General features: G+C 64.3%; 22 protein-coding genes. 13 read left to right on the top strand and 9 right to left on the bottom strand.

Going from position 1 to position 17,249, the window contains the following annotated elements:
• Nucleotides 1-41: 41 nt before the first annotated feature.
• The 8 genes from WG900_RS15480 to WG900_RS15445 all read left to right on the top strand — a co-directional run bounded on the left by WG900_RS15480 (nucleotide 42) and on the right by WG900_RS15445 (nucleotide 6,372).
• A complete protein-coding gene (locus WG900_RS15480; protein WP_339968437.1) occupies nucleotides 42-572 on the top strand; it encodes a hypothetical protein in 531 nt (176 codons plus the stop codon).
• A gap of 31 nt (nucleotides 573-603) precedes the next feature.
• The gene (locus WG900_RS15475; protein WP_339968435.1) at nucleotides 604-2,757 is read left to right on the top strand and encodes a pyrroloquinoline quinone-dependent dehydrogenase; all 2,154 of its coding nucleotides are present in this window, start codon (nucleotides 604-606) and stop codon (nucleotides 2,755-2,757) included.
• A 71-nt stretch (nucleotides 2,758-2,828) separates the two neighbouring features.
• The gene (gene dcd / locus WG900_RS15470) at nucleotides 2,829-3,383 is read left to right on the top strand and encodes a dCTP deaminase (protein ID WP_339968432.1); all 555 of its coding nucleotides are present in this window, start codon (nucleotides 2,829-2,831) and stop codon (nucleotides 3,381-3,383) included.
• 75 nt (nucleotides 3,384-3,458) lie between these two features.
• Entirely contained in the window at nucleotides 3,459-4,079 is a 621-nt protein-coding gene (locus WG900_RS15465; protein ID WP_339968430.1) for a DoxX family protein, read from the top strand.
• Between the two features lie 39 nt (nucleotides 4,080-4,118).
• Nucleotides 4,119-4,673, top strand: a complete 555-nt coding sequence (locus tag WG900_RS15460; RefSeq protein WP_339968428.1) for a TMEM165/GDT1 family protein — start codon at nucleotides 4,119-4,121, stop codon at nucleotides 4,671-4,673.
• A 99-nt stretch (nucleotides 4,674-4,772) separates the two neighbouring features.
• Entirely contained in the window at nucleotides 4,773-5,234 is a 462-nt protein-coding gene (locus WG900_RS15455; protein WP_339968425.1) for a Dps family protein, read from the top strand.
• 44 nt (nucleotides 5,235-5,278) lie between these two features.
• A complete protein-coding gene (locus WG900_RS15450) occupies nucleotides 5,279-5,893 on the top strand; it encodes a 6-phosphogluconolactonase (RefSeq protein WP_339968423.1) in 615 nt (204 codons plus the stop codon).
• Nucleotides 5,881-6,372 (top strand): NUDIX domain-containing protein, encoded by a 492-nt coding sequence (locus WG900_RS15445; protein ID WP_339968422.1) that lies wholly within the window; start codon nucleotides 5,881-5,883, stop codon nucleotides 6,370-6,372. Before WG900_RS15450 ends, WG900_RS15445 begins: the two co-directional genes overlap by 13 nt.
• Here WG900_RS15445 and dinB read toward each other — a convergent pair.
• Entirely contained in the window at nucleotides 6,335-7,453 is a 1,119-nt protein-coding gene (dinB, locus tag WG900_RS15440) for a DNA polymerase IV (protein ID WP_339968420.1), read from the bottom strand. The genes WG900_RS15445 and dinB overlap by 38 nt on opposite strands.
• Before the next feature lie 88 nt (nucleotides 7,454-7,541).
• On the opposite strand from dinB, the gene WG900_RS15435 reads away from it, so the two are divergent.
• Nucleotides 7,542-8,798: a multidrug effflux MFS transporter gene (locus tag WG900_RS15435; protein ID WP_339968418.1), complete on the top strand. Its 1,257-nt coding sequence runs from the start codon at nucleotides 7,542-7,544 to the stop codon at nucleotides 8,796-8,798.
• Nucleotides 8,799-8,807: 9 nt separating this feature from the next.
• On the opposite strand, the gene WG900_RS15430 is transcribed toward WG900_RS15435, so the two are convergent.
• On the bottom strand, nucleotides 8,808-9,389 hold the full coding sequence (locus tag WG900_RS15430; protein ID WP_339968415.1) for an LOG family protein: 582 nt from the start codon (nucleotides 9,387-9,389) through the stop codon (nucleotides 8,808-8,810).
• 45 nt (nucleotides 9,390-9,434) lie between these two features.
• Complete coding sequence (locus WG900_RS15425; RefSeq protein WP_339968413.1) at nucleotides 9,435-10,304, bottom strand: phytanoyl-CoA dioxygenase family protein; 870 nt, start codon at nucleotides 10,302-10,304, stop codon at nucleotides 9,435-9,437.
• Nucleotides 10,305-10,367: 63 nt separating this feature from the next.
• On the opposite strand from WG900_RS15425, the gene WG900_RS15420 reads away from it, so the two are divergent.
• The 3 genes from WG900_RS15420 to WG900_RS15410 are packed head-to-tail and all read left to right on the top strand — an operon-like array spanning nucleotide 10,368 to nucleotide 11,755.
• Complete coding sequence (locus tag WG900_RS15420; RefSeq protein WP_339968411.1) at nucleotides 10,368-10,952, top strand: DUF2585 domain-containing protein; 585 nt, start codon at nucleotides 10,368-10,370, stop codon at nucleotides 10,950-10,952.
• Between the two features lie 49 nt (nucleotides 10,953-11,001).
• Nucleotides 11,002-11,448, top strand: coding sequence for a hypothetical protein (locus WG900_RS15415; RefSeq protein WP_339968409.1), 447 nt, complete (start codon nucleotides 11,002-11,004; stop codon nucleotides 11,446-11,448).
• A gap of 4 nt (nucleotides 11,449-11,452) precedes the next feature.
• A complete protein-coding gene (locus tag WG900_RS15410; protein ID WP_339968407.1) occupies nucleotides 11,453-11,755 on the top strand; it encodes an alkylphosphonate utilization protein in 303 nt (100 codons plus the stop codon).
• A gap of 26 nt (nucleotides 11,756-11,781) precedes the next feature.
• Here WG900_RS15410 and WG900_RS15405 read toward each other — a convergent pair whose 3' ends face one another.
• From WG900_RS15405 to WG900_RS15390, 4 genes are all read right to left on the bottom strand, one after another.
• Nucleotides 11,782-12,234: a glycine zipper 2TM domain-containing protein gene (locus WG900_RS15405; protein ID WP_339968406.1), complete on the bottom strand. Its 453-nt coding sequence runs from the start codon at nucleotides 12,232-12,234 to the stop codon at nucleotides 11,782-11,784.
• A gap of 160 nt (nucleotides 12,235-12,394) precedes the next feature.
• The gene (locus WG900_RS15400; protein WP_339968403.1) at nucleotides 12,395-13,432 is read right to left on the bottom strand and encodes a hypothetical protein; all 1,038 of its coding nucleotides are present in this window, start codon (nucleotides 13,430-13,432) and stop codon (nucleotides 12,395-12,397) included.
• A 255-nt stretch (nucleotides 13,433-13,687) separates the two neighbouring features.
• The gene (locus WG900_RS15395) at nucleotides 13,688-13,987 is read right to left on the bottom strand and encodes a hypothetical protein (protein WP_339968401.1); all 300 of its coding nucleotides are present in this window, start codon (nucleotides 13,985-13,987) and stop codon (nucleotides 13,688-13,690) included.
• A 101-nt stretch (nucleotides 13,988-14,088) separates the two neighbouring features.
• Nucleotides 14,089-14,721, bottom strand: a complete 633-nt coding sequence (locus WG900_RS15390; RefSeq protein ID WP_339968398.1) for a hypothetical protein — start codon at nucleotides 14,719-14,721, stop codon at nucleotides 14,089-14,091.
• Between the two features lie 481 nt (nucleotides 14,722-15,202).
• Between WG900_RS15390 and WG900_RS15385 the strand changes: the two genes are divergently transcribed.
• Nucleotides 15,203-16,249 carry a potassium channel family protein gene (locus tag WG900_RS15385; protein ID WP_339968397.1) on the top strand — a complete coding sequence of 349 codons (1,047 nt, stop codon included), beginning with the start codon at nucleotides 15,203-15,205 and terminating at the stop codon, nucleotides 16,247-16,249.
• A 184-nt stretch (nucleotides 16,250-16,433) separates the two neighbouring features.
• Here WG900_RS15385 and WG900_RS15380 read toward each other — a convergent pair whose 3' ends face one another.
• Together WG900_RS15380 and WG900_RS15375 are read right to left on the bottom strand one after the other, a co-directional pair.
• Complete coding sequence (locus tag WG900_RS15380) at nucleotides 16,434-16,709, bottom strand: AbrB/MazE/SpoVT family DNA-binding domain-containing protein (RefSeq protein ID WP_339968395.1); 276 nt, start codon at nucleotides 16,707-16,709, stop codon at nucleotides 16,434-16,436.
• Between the two features lie 84 nt (nucleotides 16,710-16,793).
• On the bottom strand, nucleotides 16,794-17,240 hold the full coding sequence (locus tag WG900_RS15375; RefSeq protein ID WP_339968393.1) for a hypothetical protein: 447 nt from the start codon (nucleotides 17,238-17,240) through the stop codon (nucleotides 16,794-16,796).
• Between the last annotated feature and the right edge of the window lie 9 nt (nucleotides 17,241-17,249).

The raw sequence follows: 17,249 nt of genomic DNA, 5'->3' as shown, positions 1-17,249 counted from the left end.
AGGGACTTAACGGAATACCCCCCGACGGCTAGGAAGCGATCATGCATCGCTTCCTAGCCGTCTTTCTTTTCGCTCTCGTTTCGCTAATTCCTCAACCCGCGCTGGCGCAGGTGACGCTGGCGTTCCATTCGTTCAACGGGTCCTACCTCGGCGGGCGCTATCCCCACGCCTTCATCGTGCTCGACGGGACACTGGCGAACGGCACGCGGGTCCATGAGAATTACGGTTATTCCACCAGCGCCTCAGCCCTATCGGCGCTGTCCGGCCCGGTCCCCGGCATCATCCAGGTGGAAAAAGAAAAGTACATTGCTTCCACCAACCGGCATTTTGCAGTGCCGATCAGCGATGCCCAGTACCGCGAGATCGCTGCCGAGGTGAATGCGTGGAAGGATGCGCCCGGGCAAAAGCGCTACCTGCTCGATCAGCGCAACTGCATCCATTTCGTCGCCCGCATCGCGCAGATCGTAGGGCTGAAATCGGACGTTCCGCAAAAGATGGTACGCCGGCCGAAACTGTGGCTTAACCTGATCACACGGCTCAATCCCCATCTGGGGGCGAAAGAAGTCAGATAACGCGGCCACACCCGCGTCCGGGGGAGTTTCGATGTCCAGAACTGGTTCCTACCGCTTGCCAAAGCTCGGCAATCTGGCCTTGCTGGCGGCAGCGGCAGCCCTGCCTCTTGCCCCCGGCGCCAGCGCCCCCGGCAAGGAATGGCGGACCTATGGGGGCAATGCTCAGGGACAGCGTTTTTCCGCCCTGAAGCAAGTCACGCCGCGCAATGTCGCTTCCCTGCGCGAGGCATGGCGGATCGATACTGGCCCAGGCGCGCTGCAATTCAGCCCGATCATGATCGGCACCACGCTCTATGTCGCCGGGCCCGACCAGAGCGTCATGGCGCTCGAAGCAGCCAGCGGTAAGCAGCTCTGGCGATTCACGCCCGATGCGCCGGGCTTCCAGCCGGTGCGCGGGGTCAGCTGGTGGGAGAACGGCAAGGAACAGGCGCTGTTCGCTTCGACATCGCACTACCTCTACGCACTCGATCCGAAGACAGGAAAACCGATCCCCTCTTTCGGCAAGGCAGGCCGCATCGACCTGCGCGAAGGACTTGGCCGCGATCCCAAGAGCCTTGCCGTCTTCCTCACCTCGCCGGGAGTGATCTGGCAGGACCTCATCATCACCGGCTTCCGCACCAGCGAATCGCTGCCCGCGCCGCCGGGAGACATCCGTGCCTTCGACGTGCGCACAGGGGCCCTGCGCTGGTCGTTCCGCACGATCCCGCAGGCCGGCGAACCCGGTGCGGAGACATGGCCCGAAGGTGCGCGTGACCGTTCGGGCGCGGCGAACAACTGGGCGGGCATGGCGCTCGATCAACAGCGCGGCATCGTCTTCGTGCCCACCGGATCAGCGGCGAGCGACTTTTACGGCGGCGACCGCAAGGGCGACAACCTCTACGCCAATTCGCTGATCGCGCTCGATGCCTCCACGGGCAAGCGCATCTGGCACTTCCAGACCGTGCACCACGACATCTGGGACCGCGACCTGCCGGCCCCGCCCTCGCTCGTCACGATCCGCCAGAACGGGCGCAAAATCGATGCCGTGGTCCAGGCGAGCAAGCAGGGCCTGATCTTCGTTTTCGACCGCGCGACCGGCAAGCCCGTGTTCCCCATCGTTGAAACTCCGGTGCCGCAGAGCGACGTTCCAGGCGAATACAGCGCGGCAACCCAGCCGAGACCAACCTTGCCGGCGCCGATTTCGCGGCAGGTCATGACCGAGGACATGATCACCAACCGCACACCGCATGCGCGGGCAGAAGTGCTCAAAGCCCTTCGCACGGCGCGCAGCACAGGCCCATACACGCCGCTTGCCGTTGGCCAGAAGACGGTGATCATGCCCGGCTATGATGGCGGCGCGGAATGGGGCGGGGCGGCGGTCGATCCGTCGCGCGGCGTGCTCTATATCAACGCGCAGGACGTGCCCTCACTCGGCATGCTGCGGCGGAACGTGGCGCAGGGGCAGGTTCATCCCGGCAAGGCCATCTACGATCAGCAATGCTCGGCATGCCACGGGCCGGACCGCGCCGGGACTCCTCCTGAAATGCCCGCGCTGATCGGCCTGTCGCGGCGCATGGGAAGGACGGAAGTCACGTCGCTCCTCGACACCGGCAAGGGCCGCATGCCCGCCTTCCCGCAGCTTGCCGGAGTGGAGCGCAAGCTTTTGTTTGAATGGCTGCTGGAGCCCCCGGTGACCGAAGGTGGACTGCCGAGCCACCTGCCGCCCGGCTTGATCGCTGAATACCGCAAGATGATAGGCGACCGCAAGGACCCTTACCTGTTCGCCGGCTATGAAAGCTTTCGCGATCCCGATGGTTACCCGGCCATCACCCCGCCTTGGGGGACGATGAACGCCATTGACCTCAACACCGGCGCGCTGCTGTGGAAGGTGCCGCTGGGCGAATATCCCGAGCTTGCTGCAGCGGGAATGAAGGACACGGGCAGTCCAAACTACGGAGGCCCTTTGCTGACCGCCAGCCGTCTGGTGTTCATCGGCGCGACCATTTTTGACCGCAAGTTCCGCGCATTCGATGCTGATAACGGCAAGCTGCTCTGGCAGGCGCAATTGCCCTTCGCCGGTGTCGCCAGCCCCATCACCTATTCGGTGCGCGGCAGACAGTTCATCGTTATCGCCACCAGCGGCACACGCGATCCCAAAGGGCCGCAGGGAACGGCTTATGTCGCCTTTGCCCTGCCGGTGAAGTAACGACGGCGAAGTGAGGGGAAAAACCGGAGCCAAGCATTGCCCTCATCGCCGCCTTCGTGAATCACGCGGTCATGGCGATTCTTTCAGACAAGTGGATCCGGCAGCAGGCAAACGATCATCGCATGATCGAGCCTTTCGTGGAGAGCCAGCGGCGCGAGGGCTGCATTTCCTATGGGCTTTCGTCCTATGGCTATGACGCGCGGGTGGCGGACGAGTTTAAGATCTTCACCAATGTGAACAGCTCTGTGGTCGATCCCAAGGAGTTCGATCCGAACAGCTTCGTCGACCGCAAGACCGACGTCTGCATCATCCCGCCCAATTCCTTCGCGCTGGCCCGCACGGTCGAGTACTTCCGCGTGCCGCGCGACGTGCTGGTGATCTGCCTGGGCAAGAGCACCTATGCCCGCTGCGGCATCATCGTGAACGTGACCCCGCTTGAACCGGGCTGGGAAGGTCACGTCACGCTCGAATTCTCGAACACCACGCCACTGCCGGCCAAGATCTATGCCAACGAAGGCGCGTGCCAGTTCCTGTTCCTGCAGGGCAACGAACCCTGCGAGACGAGCTATGCCGACCGGGCCGGTAAATACATGGGCCAGCGCGGGGTGACTCTGCCCAAGCTCTAGGCTCCGGTCCTAACGGGAACATCGCAGGCATCCGTCCGTTAGGGGTCAAACAAGACACCCTTTCGGAGAGCCGTCATGTCCGCTTTTGTCGCTGCAATCGGCCGTATCCTGATCGCCCTGCTATTTATTGTTTCTGGCGCCAACAAGCTGATGGCCCCGGCCACCGCCGCTGCCGGCTTTGCCCAGACGGGAATGAGCCAGTCACTCGTCGTCCCGGTCGCGATTTTCGAGCTTGTCGCTGGCATTTGCCTGGCCATCGGTATTGTCACGGGCATTTCCGCAACGGCGTTGGCGGTCTTCACCGCGATGACCATCCTGCTGGTCCACAACCAGTTCAGCGATCCGACGCAGGTGCCGGTAATCCTTAGCCACGTCGCTCTGGTCGGCGGTCTGCTCATGGTCATCGCCCACAAGCTGTCGCTCTGGCAGTATGACCGTATGCGCCTGTCGCGCGAACGCGACCGTGCCAGGCTCGATTCCGAAACCGCGCGCCATGACGCGGAGCTGCGCGCCGCCCGCGCCGAAAGCCGCGCCGACATTGCCGAGCGCCAGTCGGCCCAGCCCGTCGTTGTGACCGAGCCTGTCGAGGCGCACACCAAGGTGGTCACGGCGCCTGCTCCTGCTGGCATGGCAGTTCCCGTCGATAGCCTGACTTACGAAGATCCCCGTCCGCGCCGGTGGTATCAGGTCTGGTAACCGCTTGATCACCCCGGCAACCTGTCTAAAGCTGCCCGGGTGAGCGGTTTCTTCTTCGCCTTTCTTACCGCGCTCCTGGCTTCGCTGGGGGCGCGTGACCAATTGCTGGTGGCGCAGATGGCCCTGCGGCAGGGGCCGCGCCCGGGCCTGCTCGCGGTAGGCGTGCTGGCCACGGCACTGACCTGCGCCGGCGCAGCCTGGCTGGCTACCACGCTCACCGAGCAGGTGCCGGGCAGCGGTGCCAAGATGATCTTCGCCGGCATTGCGCTGGTTCTGGCTGGCGGCGAGGCGGTGCTGCTCGGCGCGAGGAAGCCGCCCGAGGAGCCGACGCGATCGCTGTTCGCCGCGCTGGTGGTGATCGCCGCGCAGCAGGTGACCGACGCGGTGCGCTTCATGGTCGTCGCGCTCGCCTTGCTCACGGCATCGCCAGTGACTGCGGGAATCGGCGCGTTTGCCGCCGGCACGGCCAGCCTGACCACCGCGTGGATCGCGCCCGAGGTCATGGCCCACCCTGCGATGGCGACCCTGCGGCGGATGGCGGGGGCCTTTCTGACCATTGCGGGTCTGGTGCTGGTATGGCGCGGGATCCCTTGATCGCCTCAGGCAATCAATTTGGCCATATTAACTAATTTAGCAGATCACGGAACATGCCCCATATACTCTTCGTTGCAAGGGATACGAAGGGATCACACCATGACCGATAGCAAGACGAACGCCCACACCGTACTGATTGACGAGCTCAACCAGCTCTTGGCTGACAGCTTTGCGCTGTACCTGAAGACCAAGAATTTCCACTGGCACGTGCGCGGCCCGCAGTTCCGCGACCTTCACCTGCTGTTTGACGAGCAGGCCACCGAGATTTTCGCGCTGACCGACCTGATCGCCGAACGTGTGCGCAAGAACGGCGCGCCGACGCTCACTTCGATCGGGGCCATCGCCGGACGCGCCGCCATCAAGGATCAGGATGCCAGCGACCTGTCCGCCGAAGCCATGGTCAAGGAACTGGTGGCCGACAACACGACGTACATCGCTCAGCTGCGCGCCACCAAGGAAGCAGCAGGCAATGCGGGCGACAATGCCACCGACGGCGTGATTGATGACTGGACCGATCAGGCGCAGCAGCGCGTCTGGTTCCTTTCCAGCGTGATTGGCTGACTTTTGGCCTTAGCAGGGGCCGCACTTGTGCTAGGTGCGGCCTCATGCCTGCACAGATTATCGAGAACGCCAGCGACGCAGATATTGCCGACTGGATCGAACACCGCCTGACCCGGGCCGTCGCAGCCGGGGATGACATTGCCGTAGCCGTCCCGGGCGGATCGACGCCCTTCCCGATCCTCGCCGAACTGGCAGGCCGCGATATTGACTGGTCCCGCATTTCCATCTGGCCCGGCGATGACCGGATCGTGCCCGAGGATCACAGTGCGTCGAACGTCGGCCGCATCCGGGCGCTGCTGGAACCGGTCGGCGCGCGGATCGTGCCATTGGCCGAACACGCCGCGCCGCCGCATTTCGCGTTGACCTGGCTCGGCATGGGGGGTGACGGGCATATCGCCTCGCTGTTCCCCAACACTGACCCGCAGACCGATGATCCGCTCCGCGTCCGGCGCATAACGCCCGATCCGTTGCCCCCCGAAGCCCCGTTCGACCGCCTGAGCCTAACGATCCCGGCGCTGATCAATTGCGACGCGCTGATGTTCGTCATGCGCGGCGGCGAAAAACGCGCGCTGTTCGAAGCTGCGTTGGCGGGCGAGCATGACCTGCCGGTTGCACGACTGCTGAAGGCGGCAACCGCGCCGGTGACATGTTTCACCTGATCCCCCGCCCCCTGCACATCGCCGCGCTGCGCACTGCCCATTCCATCCGAGCATTATGGTGGCACGCGACTAGCGGCACGGTCACCGGCTGCCGCGTGTTGGTGATCGATCCGGACGAACGTGTGCTGCTGATCCGTCATTCTTATGGCTCGCGCCGATGGATGATGCCGGGAGGCGGCATCAAGCGCGGCGAGAACGTGCTGGTCGCCGCGCAGCGCGAAGTGCGCGAGGAAGTGGCGCTCACCCTCGTCCCGCTGGTCGATGTCGATTTCTCCATCGAGCCGCTTGGCGGCGGACACAATCATATCCACCTTGTCGCCGGCTGGACCGATGAAACCCCGGTGCCCGATGGCCGCGAGATCGCGGAAGCGCGGTTCTTTGCCGTGGCGGACCTGCCCGAGGACCTCGCCCGGCAACTTCAGGGACGAATCCCCGACTGGGTTAGAGCAGCGAAAGCTGCTCGTCGCGCGGCGGAGTGACACCCTCGCCCCGCTCACCCTGTAGCGAGGACAGGGTCAGCCCGAGCAGCCGCACCGGCTGCGGCAGGGGCAGCAGCTCATCAAGCAGGGCATGGCCGATCCCGGCGAACTGGTCGCGGAAGGCCACCGGCGCATCGAGTGAACGGGCGCGGGTTTTCAGGCTGAAATCGGCATAGCGCAGCTTCAGCGTGATTGTCCGCCCGCGCGCGTGGAGCCTATCAATGTCCGCCCAGACGAGGGCAACGATCTTTTCCAGCGCTTCGTGCAGGGCCGGGCCGGTTGACAGGTCGTGGTCATAGGTCCGCTCCGCCCCGATCGACTTGCGCGCCCGGTTGGCGCTGACCCGGCGCAGGTCGATGCCGCGGGCCGCGCGGTAGAGGTAATCGGCCTGGCTGCCAAAATGCTGGCGCAGGAAAATCATGTCCTTGGCGGCAATGTCGCCGCCGGTGTGAATCCCCAGCCGCTCCATCTTCTCCGCGCCCTTGGGGCCGATGCCGTGGAAGCGGCGCACCGGCAGGTCGGCGACGAAGCGCGCACCCTCGCCCGGCCGGATTAGGCACAGCCCGTCGGGCTTGTTCTGATCGCTGGCAATCTTGGCGAGGAACTTGTTGTACGACACCCCCGCGCTGGCCGTTAGCCCGGTCTCCGCCTTGATCCGTGCGCGGATAAGCTCGGCAATGCGGGTGGCCGATCCGATACCCTTGAGGTCATCGGTGACATCAAGATAGGCCTCGTCCAGCGCCAGCGGTTCGACGTGTGGGGTGAATTCATCGAAGATCGCCCGGATCTGCTTGGAAACCTGCCGATAGACGGCGAAACGCGGGCGGACGAAAGACAGTTGCGGACATAGGCGTTTTGCCATCGACGAAGGAATTGCCGAGCGCACGCCAAATTTGCGCGCTTCATAGCTCGCCGCGCACACGACCCCGCGGATGCCGTCACCGCCCACCGCCACCGGCTTGCCGCGCAGCGCGGGATCGTCGCGCTGTTCGACCGACGCATAGAAGGCATCCATGTCGACATGGATGATCTTGCGCAGCCCCATGGGTTCAAAGGCGTTGTCGGAATCGTCGTCCGTCATTCGTGCAGCCTATTCGATTTTGGCTGATGCGCGGCAATTTTTCGCCTTGGGGGTGGAACAATGCTGCACTTGCGTTCATTGACGGGCGATGCTCCCCGACCCACCCCAGAGCCAGCCTGCGATCAGCGAGCGCGAGCTCGTCATCATGCTCGCGCTGTTGCAAGCGCTGCATGCCTTTGCTGTCGACGCCATGCTCCCCGCGCTCGGGCTGATCTCTAACGAGCTCAATGTTACCGATCCCAACAAGCGGCAGCTGATCATCGGCATGTTTCTGCTGGGATTGGGCGTCGGTTCGCTGATTCCGGGTTCGCTGGCTGACCGGTATGGCCGCAAGACGGTGCTGCTGGTCTGCGTGGCGGGCTACGTCGTGCTCTCGCTCGCATCTGCACTGGTGACCGATATCGACGTGCTGATCGGCATGCGCTTCCTGCTCGGTATCATCAGTTCGGGCCTGTCGGTGCTGCCGCAGGCGATCATCCGCGACCGTTTCGAAGGCGACCGCATGGCCCGCCTGCAATCCATGATTGCGATGATCTTCCTTGTCGTGCCGATGCTCGCGCCGTCGATCGGGCAGGCCATCATGCTGTTTGCCAGCTGGCGCTGGATCTTCGGCGCCATGGGCCTTGTCGGCGTACTAATGATGGTTTGGGCATGGAAACGCCTGCCCGAAACGCTGCATCCCGAATACCGCCAGACCATCCGCCCGGCGACCATTGCGCGCAACATGGGCGAGGCGGTGATGACCCGCAGCTCGATTGGCTATGTTCTGGGTAGCGCCTGCATGCTCGGCGTCGGCTGGGGCTATATTCAGTCAAGCCAGCAGCTGGTAGCCGAACATTTCGGCGCCGGCACGTTGTTCCCGTTGATCTTCGGCGGCATGGCGCTGGCCATGGCGACATCGAACTTCGCCAACTCGCGCATAGTCGAACGCTTCGGTGCGCGGCGCGTGTCGCACGCTGCACTGCTGACTTACCTCACCATCTCGCTGGTCCAGTACTCTCTGGCGCAGAGCGGCCACCAGACGCTGTGGCAGTTCGTCTTCGTCCAGACGCTGTCGATGATGCTGATGGGCTTCGTCGGGGCCAATTTCGGTTCCATCGCGCTGCAACCATTCGCGCGAATCGCCGGCGCGGCAAGCTCTGTCCAGGCCTTCATCCGCATGGTGCTGGCATCGCTGATCGGCTGGGCAGTGGGCCAGTCTTATGACCAGACGGCAGTTCCCTATTCGCAGGCGCTGGTCCTGTCAGGCGTGCTGACGCTGGCGCTGGTGCTGTTCAGCGAAAAGGGCCGCCTGTTCCGCCGACTCAACAAGCCCGGCACAACGCATCCGGTTGCCGCGCCTTAACAGTCGCGCCTAAAGATCGCTGGCCTTCATCGCGAAGATCGGCGTGTGCGGCACGTGGGCCGCCATTCGCGTGAGCAGCAGGTCGAGATCATTCTCGGCAATCATGATGCCGGCGTGCGCCTCGCGGATGAAGCCGACCTCGATCATGTGGCGGTTGAACGCCAGCAGGTGGTCATAGAACCCGCAGGCGTTGAGCAGGCCGACGGGCTTGGCGTGATAGCCCAGTTGCGCCCAGCTGATCGCCTCCCACAATTCATCCATTGTGCCGACCCCGCCGGGGATGGTCAGGAAACCGTCGGACAAGTCGGTAAAGGCGGCCTTGCGCTCGTGCATATTGGCGACGACGCGCAGTTCGGTGCATTCGCGGTTGGCCACTTCGGACGAAACCAGCGCCTCGGGGATCACCCCGATCACCTCGCCCCCGGCCTCCAGCGCTGCTGTCGCGACCGCGCCCATCAGGCCCAGACGTCCGCCGCCATAGACCACACTGATGCCGCGTTCGGCCAGCGTGCGGCCAACGTGCGCAGCGACTTCGATGTAACGGGGATCTGCGGGACTGGCAGAGCCGCAGTAGACAGCGAGACGTTTCATGTCGCCGCCCTTAGACCCGGTTTCAGCCAGGTGGAAGTGCTAGCGTCAAGATGTGTTCGCCGGCCACCCCACCGGAAAGGACGTCCGGTGCAGGCCGATGGGATCGCCATCGGGGATCGGACCATCCGGCTCCCCCCCTGGCGGCGGGAAGGTCTTGCCCGCGCTGCGGTGGTGGCGAAGGTCCGGCCCGCCCCACAGGCTGGCGAAGGCGCGGCGCGGATGATCGCACCATGCTCGGCCATCGGCGCCGTGCAGCATGTTGCCCTGAAAGATCAGTGCATCGCCCGGCTGAACATCGAAGCGCATGATGTCGAAGCTGTCCTTGTGGCCCGCGACATTGGGCACCAGCGGGAGATAGGCATCGCCAAGCTGGGCGGATTCGAACTCACCCTTGCGCTCGGACATGACCGGAGAGTTTGCCATGGTCCGCGTGTTGTAGACCACGTTCCAGCGGTGCGATCCGCGCACCACCTGCACGGTAAGATCGGCGGGGCTGACATCGCAGCACAGCCAGACGCGCACCATCTGTGTCCCGCGCACCCGCAGGAACGGCGTATCCTGATGCCACGGCGTCGGCGCGATGGGGCCGGCGCTTTTGTAAAAGATCTGGTCGAGCACGAGCTGCGCCGATGGCGTGCCCATCATCCGCGCGGCGATTTCTCCGGGCAGGCTACTGGCCATCAACGCGGCGAGCGCGGGGCTGTTCTGGCTGGGGTATTGTTCGACCAGCGTTTCGCCGGTTCCATCCGCCGTGCGCACGATCGAGTGGCGGTGATCGCGGTTGCGGTAGGCTTCCTCCAATCCGGCTTCGAGCAGGGCCAGCACTTTTGCATTCAGAACGCCGCGCAGCACCACCGCACCATCGCGTTGGTAAGCGGAGATATCTTCCTCGGAGATGTCAGCGGCAAAGGTCATGCAGCCGAGCATAACCGCGCGCCAGCACTTGCCAAGTCGCAGCGGCGATGCATCATGCGGGCCATGACAAGCCTGCTTCCCAACCGGCGCGGTGCGCTGCTCGCACTTGTCATGGCGGTCGCCTTCGGCCTCATCCTGCTCGCCATGGGCCGCGCCCCGATCTGCGCCTGCGGCACGGTCAAGCTGTGGCATGGCGTGGTCCACTCCTCGGAAAACAGCCAGCACATCGGCGACTGGTATTCGTTCAGTCACGTTATCCACGGGCTGATGTTCTACTTTTTTGCCCATGTGCTGTGGCAGCGCTGGAAGGTCTTGAGTGGCCGGCCGGCGATCTGGGCCCTCCCGATTGCGGTCGCCTTCGAAGGTTTCTGGGAGCTGCTGGAAAACTCCCCCATCATCATCGACCGTTACCGCGCGGTGACCATGAGCTATGGCTACGAAGGCGACAGCGTGGTCAATTCGCTGTCCGATATCGGCTTCATGACACTCGGATTCCTGATCGCCAGCCGCCTGCCTGCCTGGGCCAGCGTAGCGCTGGCCATCGCGTTCGAAATCTTCACGCTGGTGATGATCCGTGACAATCTGGCGCTGAACATCCTGATGCTCGTCTGGCCAATCGAAGCGATCCGCCAGTGGCAGGCGGGCTAGACTTGTGAAGGTTCCATCGTTCCGGGCGCGGCTTCGTGCTTTCCAGGCCATGCGGGGCAACCCGCCAGATCCCGGGTTCATTGCTGACCTTGAATTCCTCGAGAATCGCGATCTCGACTTATCGGTGCGGCTGGGTGCGATGCTGGCCTTCAACGCCCTACTGATCACCATCGGCACGCACCCGGTATCGGCGAGCCCCGGCGCTCCGCTCAGCCTTGATGCCGTCAGCCAGCCGCTGCTAACGCTCGCGAGCCTCGTGGGACTGCTGCCGCTGGTCTTATCTTGCTGGTACGTCCTGTCCGCCATGCTGCTCGGGGAGGAGTTTGATGCCGATGACATGGACGGCGAGGCTCTGCGCACCCGGCTCTACGCCGCCTTCATCCGCTCGATCGATGCACAGGCGCGGCTCTTGACCCGGGCGATCCATGCGACCATCGCCGGCGGCATACTGACTGCCGCCGTCTGGGTGGCAATCCTCTGGACCAGGATGGGCTGACGCGATGAGCGATGATGACTACGTCTATGACGACGACAGCGGCGAATGGATGCCGTCGTCCGAGCTTGCCGCCAAGCGAGCCTCCGCTGATACGGTGGAAGTCCGTGATGCGGTGGGCAACGTCCTCGCCGATGGCGATTCGGTAACGTTAATCAAGGACCTGACGGTCAAGGGTGCTGGCCAGACCCTGAAACAAGGCACGGTCATTCCCTCGATCCGCCTGACCGGCGACGCCCAGGAAATCGACTGCAGGTATCCTGGCATCAAAGGCCTGGTCTTGCGCGCCGAATTCGTCCGCAAGCGCTGAACGCTCCCGGGGGGGGGCGCCTGTCTTCAGTTGCAGCGCACGTTGCGGCTGTCGATAGCGGCGCCGGCAGCAGCGCCGCCGATCGCGCCCAGCACAGTGCCAAGGGTCTTGGAATCGCCCGGTGCGATGATGTTGCCCAGCACGCCGCCGGCAATTCCGCCGATGATCAGCCCGGTCGTCCCGTCGCTGCGGCGGCAGTAATATCGCCCGTCCTGCCCGCGATAGACGCGGTCGTCAGAACTAAGCGTGCGGGTGCGATAGCGGCGATCAGCGCGGTAATAACGGTCGGCGTAATAGCCGTTGTAGGACGGATCGGCATTATTCCAGTCATAGCGGCCATAACGGTCGTAGGAGCTGCGATCATAATAGCCCCAGTCATTGGCACTGCGGCTCGAACGGTAGCCATCGTCATAAGTCGCGCAGCCGCCGAGCAGCGTCACAGAGGCGAGGGCAATCGGAAGTGACAGCGATCTGAACATGGGAGCAACTCCATTGAGCAACCCCTCCCGCTTCATGTAACCCTGCAAGGTGCGGATTGTTCCGCCGTGCCTGACGTGATGAGGCGGCCCGCTCCGGATCGAACCGGTGCGGACCGCCTCGCCCACTACCCCGTCGCCGGGGAACAGTGGCTTGGAAGGCTTAATTCACGCTCTCCTTTATGCGGCTGGTCTGCTGGCCGACCGTCCGGCCAGCTTCCTGCTGGCTGAACGGAGCGTAGTTGCGGAAGTCGAACGGCTCCGTAGCCGCCGTGCGCTGGCGATGCTCTGCCGAGGCCAGCATGATCCGGGCGCGCTTGCGGCGGCTTTTGCGCGAATGGAATGGGTTAGACGCATCCGGCGCGGCGGCGACCATCCGTTCGATCAAGGCCTGACGCTCGGCACCAGTGGGAACCGGGCCGGCAGGAATGCGTGCCGGCTCATTGAACTGGCGAGCGGCGGCAGGTGTCGCCCCGGCAGGACCATCGGCGGCATAAGTCGGCGTGCCAGCCGGGACGACCTCTGGATTGGCTTGGCGGCGGGCGTCCGCACCGGCGATAGTCGCGGCGAACGAACTGGTCGCCAGCGGCGCGCGGGCTTCATTGCGGGTCCCGCGGTAGACCGCCGCATCAGCCGGCTGGATCTTGCGGCGGCGTTTGCCAGCGGTTGCGGCGTAAGCGATGCCGCCGCCGAGGGCCATGCCGCCCAGCGCGAGCGGAATCAGCCAGCCATTGTCCTCAGCCGGAGCGACGGGCGCTTCGGCGACCGGAGCCGGGTCAGCCGTAACCGGCGCCCCGATCGGAGCGGTGGCCGCGTCCGGAATCGTGACGGGAGGGACGATCGTCGACGGTTCGGACGCGGCAGGACCAGCAACCGCCGAGGGGGAGGAAGGTTCGGTGGTGCGGTTGCTGGAACGGGTGGTCGTCCTAGTCGCAGCGCGCGGTTCGGTGCGGGCGTTCGGCGAGGCGGCCGGCTCTGGCGCGGACTGCGCGGCGGCCGGCGGAGTCGTCACGTCGGGAAGGACGATGACCGGTGCCGGGGCCGGAGCGGCGGGCACTGCGTCTACCGGCGGCAGGACGATTACCGGGGCCGGTGCAGGTGCTGCGGCCTCCTGGGCCGAGGCGGCGGTGAACGGGATCGCGCTGGCTGCAAGGATCGCGGCGAGGGCGAGGGGCGAAGTAGTGGGGTCTAGTTTCGTCATGCAGTCAAGCTGGCCATCGCCGGCCGTGATTGAAACCTTGACAGTGGCATTTAGAGACGAGCCGAACGGTGCAAGCGGATGAATCGATTTAATTTGAAATATATGAAAAGGCACAGTTTTCTATCGTTGCAAAAGTGAACGCCCCTCATTCATCGTGTGTTTAGGCGGGGTTCATTTGCCCGCAAGGATTACGCACTTCAACCCAAACCACCGGCCCGCGCCAGCCTCGTTTCACCGCAGCGAATCAGCCGCGCATTACTTCGACAGCCGCCTGCGGTTCGAGCGCACCTTCGAGCGGTAGTGCTGCAACGATGCCCGCGCTGCCGCTTCCGGGCCCTGCATCGGGTTGGTCATCATCGCCATGCCAATCTCAACCTGCGAAGCGACCTTTTCCGAGACCATCCGCACCGCCTCACTCCGCGCCGAGGCACCGCCGCCGGCGAGTTTCAGCGAGCGTAGCCAGATCACCGAGGCGGCCTCGCCCCACAGCATCCAGCTCTGGCCAGCAAGGCTCATCCAGTCGGAAATCTGCGGGGTATCGGGCTTGCGTGACATGCGTCGGCTCCTGTTACAGTGCCCGTCAGTCGCATCCTCATTCCCTCGGGCGGTCTAGCACGCCGCCTTCAAGGTTCCCCATTAATTCTGCGCAGTTAGCGTCAGGAACAAGCCTCGACATAGCCGAGCGTCGGCATCATGCCGATATGTATCGCCGTCACTTTGCCTTGCGGGCTCATTTCAAGGCGCACCGCCGGCCGGCCGTTTTCCGCGCCGGGCGTGGTCAGGTACTTGGCCCCTGCAACATACTTGTGCGGCGTCTCTTGGAAGCCCGGGAAGGCATCGTTCACCTGCGCGCGGGTCGATCCCACGCCGATGCCCTCGATCGACGTCACATTCGAGCTTGCGCCAGCCGTAATGCGGCGCACCTTGCCACCTTCGGTGATGGCATAGACGCCGGGATAGTCGGCCGAGGTAATCACCCGGCACGTATCGGACGCCTGCGCCCCGCGCTCGCTCCAGGGACCGTCACCGGGAGGCGCCTGGTCAAACAGCAACGTGCCCAGCCCGCTCAGCGTCAGCACCCGGCCGCCCGCTCCCGGCCCGGCGGCATCGCCGAATTGGACGGCAGCCGTGGGCGAAACCACCGCATCGAGCGCGGACTGGGCCGAAGCCCCCGAAGCATTCGCCGCCTCGGACGTCGGTTCGCTGTCCGACCGCTGGCCGGAGCAGGCTCCGAGTGAGGTAATGGCAACGATGGGGGAAAGGGCGAGTAATGCGAAGATCCGGCTCATGCCTGCCCAAACTCCCCGCTGGCCGGCCTGTTCCCCCGAGGCAGGAATAAGCCTCCGCCGCACAAGGTGACACATGGACTGGACACATTGGACACACCCCAGGAAGAAGTGTCACCTTTGCCCCCTCGAAAGCCGCTTACGGCGCCCGATCACCAGCACCCTGTCCTACGCTTCGCCAAATGCCGGCCCCATCCGCGCGCGTAGACGGTAGGCAGAATTGCGGTTCATCCCCACGGCCCGCGCAGCCGCCGCGACCGACCCATCCTCGGCCAGGGCGGATATAATGGCGAGCATGGTTTTGCGCGTCCAGTGGCATGGCGCAGGCGTTTTGCTGGTGGGGCGTGAAGGGGCGGCACGCGGCGGGGGAGGTATCAGGGGCATCGGGTGATGATACCGCAAGCGATCGGGTGTAGGAAAATGGGCAGATGGTCGCAGGCGGCGCATGATTGCGTTTTGCCGCCGGATTGCCCATCACGCCGCCATGTCGCTTCGCGCCGCCGCCGCCCAACGCAGATTAAGCCTGGAGAAGGCTGACCGGTTCCACCCCCTGCGCCGCCGCGCTTCCTTGCGGCCGTGGCAGTCCCTGCTGGTGCGAGTCGCGCTCGTCCTCGCGCTGATGGGCGTGGCGCTTGCCGTGCATTGGTTTGACCGTGACGGGCTGCGCGACAATATCGATGGCCAGATCAGCTTCATCGATGCGATCTATTTCACCACGATAACCATCACCACGGTCGGTTACGGCGATATCGTGCCGATCAGCGATCAAGCCAAGCTGTTCGAATCGTTCGTTGTCACGCCGATCCGGGTCTTCGTCTGGCTGATCTTCCTTGGCACGGCCTACGATTTCGTCTTCCGTAATTCGATCGACAGGATACGTTCCGCCATGATCCGCAATTCCTTGAAGAACCACACCATCATCTGCGGCTATGGCGCCGGCGGAACCTTCGCCGCGCGCGAGCTGGTTGCCGGGGGTGCGAAGGCCGATTCCATCGTCATCGTCGATCCCGATCCCCTGCGGATCGCTGCCGCCACAGCCGAAGGCTTCAGCGCCATCGAGGGCGATGCGACGCACAATTCGGTGCTCAAGGCGGCGCGTATCGGCACGGCCTGCGCCGTGCTGGTTTCCACCAGCCGCGACGATGCGACCGCACTGGTCGTCCTGTCGGCCCGCCAGCTTAATCCGCACGTGCAGATCAGCGCGACTGCCCGGCTGGAAGAGAACGAGGACCTCCTCGCCCAGGCCGGAGCCAATGTCGTGCTCAATCCAATCCGCATGGGGGGCCACATGCTCGCTCGCGCCGCCGCCGACCGCCACGCGGTCGACACCCTCGCCGACCTCGCATCAGCCGACCACGGCCTGCTGCTCCGCGAACGCCCGGCGCGCCCGGCGGAAATCGGTCAGCGCCTCGACCAGATCACTGGAAGCGTAGCGCTCAAACTGGTGCGTGGCGAAGAGACGCTGGGCTTCTGGGAGAACCCGGTGATTATGGCGGGCGACGGGATCGTTGAGGTGATTCAGGCGCCGTAAGGGAATTGCTGGCGGCATAAGCGAAGCGTCCGATGGTGCTTCCGCAACCTTGGAATTCTGGCGGCACTGCCCCCTACCGTCGCCCCCGCGCAGGCGGGGGCCCATCCGCCCTCAATCCATCAAACCGAGACCAGCGTCCAAAGGCACGCCCAGATGGATCCCCGCCACCGCGGAGATGACGGATTCAGGACTTGGCCAAGGCCTTCAGAATTTCGCGGTCTTCATCCATGATTTGATCAGCAAGCGCCTGCAGCGCCCGGTGCCGCCTTGCCATGACTTCCTTTGCGGCCCCCAACTGCTTCTCCAAGTCGAGGTTCACGGGCCGGATCTCAAGCCCGCGCGAAGTACGCACCACTTCGACCTTGTCCCCCACCTGTGCATTAAGGTGAGCAAGCAATTCCTTGGACAGGATAACCCCGGCGGAATTGCCGATCTTGGTGATCTTGAGCGTGGCGTTCATACGGAAGTTATAACGCCAAAAGGCCAGAGTCGCTAGTGATTGTACGCGTGCGGGTCAGTGCAGCACCCGGAGCTGAAGTGTCCGTCACGGCTCCGTGCGCACAAAGGGCATGGCCTTATCACGGTGGCGGGCGATGAACGCTTTGGCTTCGGCCATGGTTTCGGGCCTTGGGCCGACCCGGTACTTGGGGCTAAAAATGCCCTTTGGCAGCTGCGAGGGGTGGCCTAAAGCCGTCAGCGGCATGTCTTCATAGATGCGGAAATAGGGCAGCCCGGCGCGGGTGAGCGCGGCTACCACGGCCCAGCCCTTGGCATCGGACTTGGGCGGAAAGCGGAAATCGCTGCTCATCAGGTTGGCGTCGCTACCGCACGAGGGGCAGCGGCGCACCTCGCTCGGGCGCGGCACGTTGCGCTTGCCGATGTCAGCGACGGGCCGCTTGAACACGCTATGACAATCGAGGCAGGCGAACTTGGTCAGCTGTCTGCCCGCGCCCGGCTGGCCGTGGCCCTGCTTGTCCGCCGGTTCTGCCATCAGCCGCCC

The organism is Novosphingobium aquae, from assembly GCF_037572715.1.
GTDB lineage: Bacteria > Pseudomonadota > Alphaproteobacteria > Sphingomonadales > Sphingomonadaceae > Novosphingobium > Novosphingobium aquae.
This window is presented reverse-complemented; position numbering and strand designations above follow the sequence as displayed.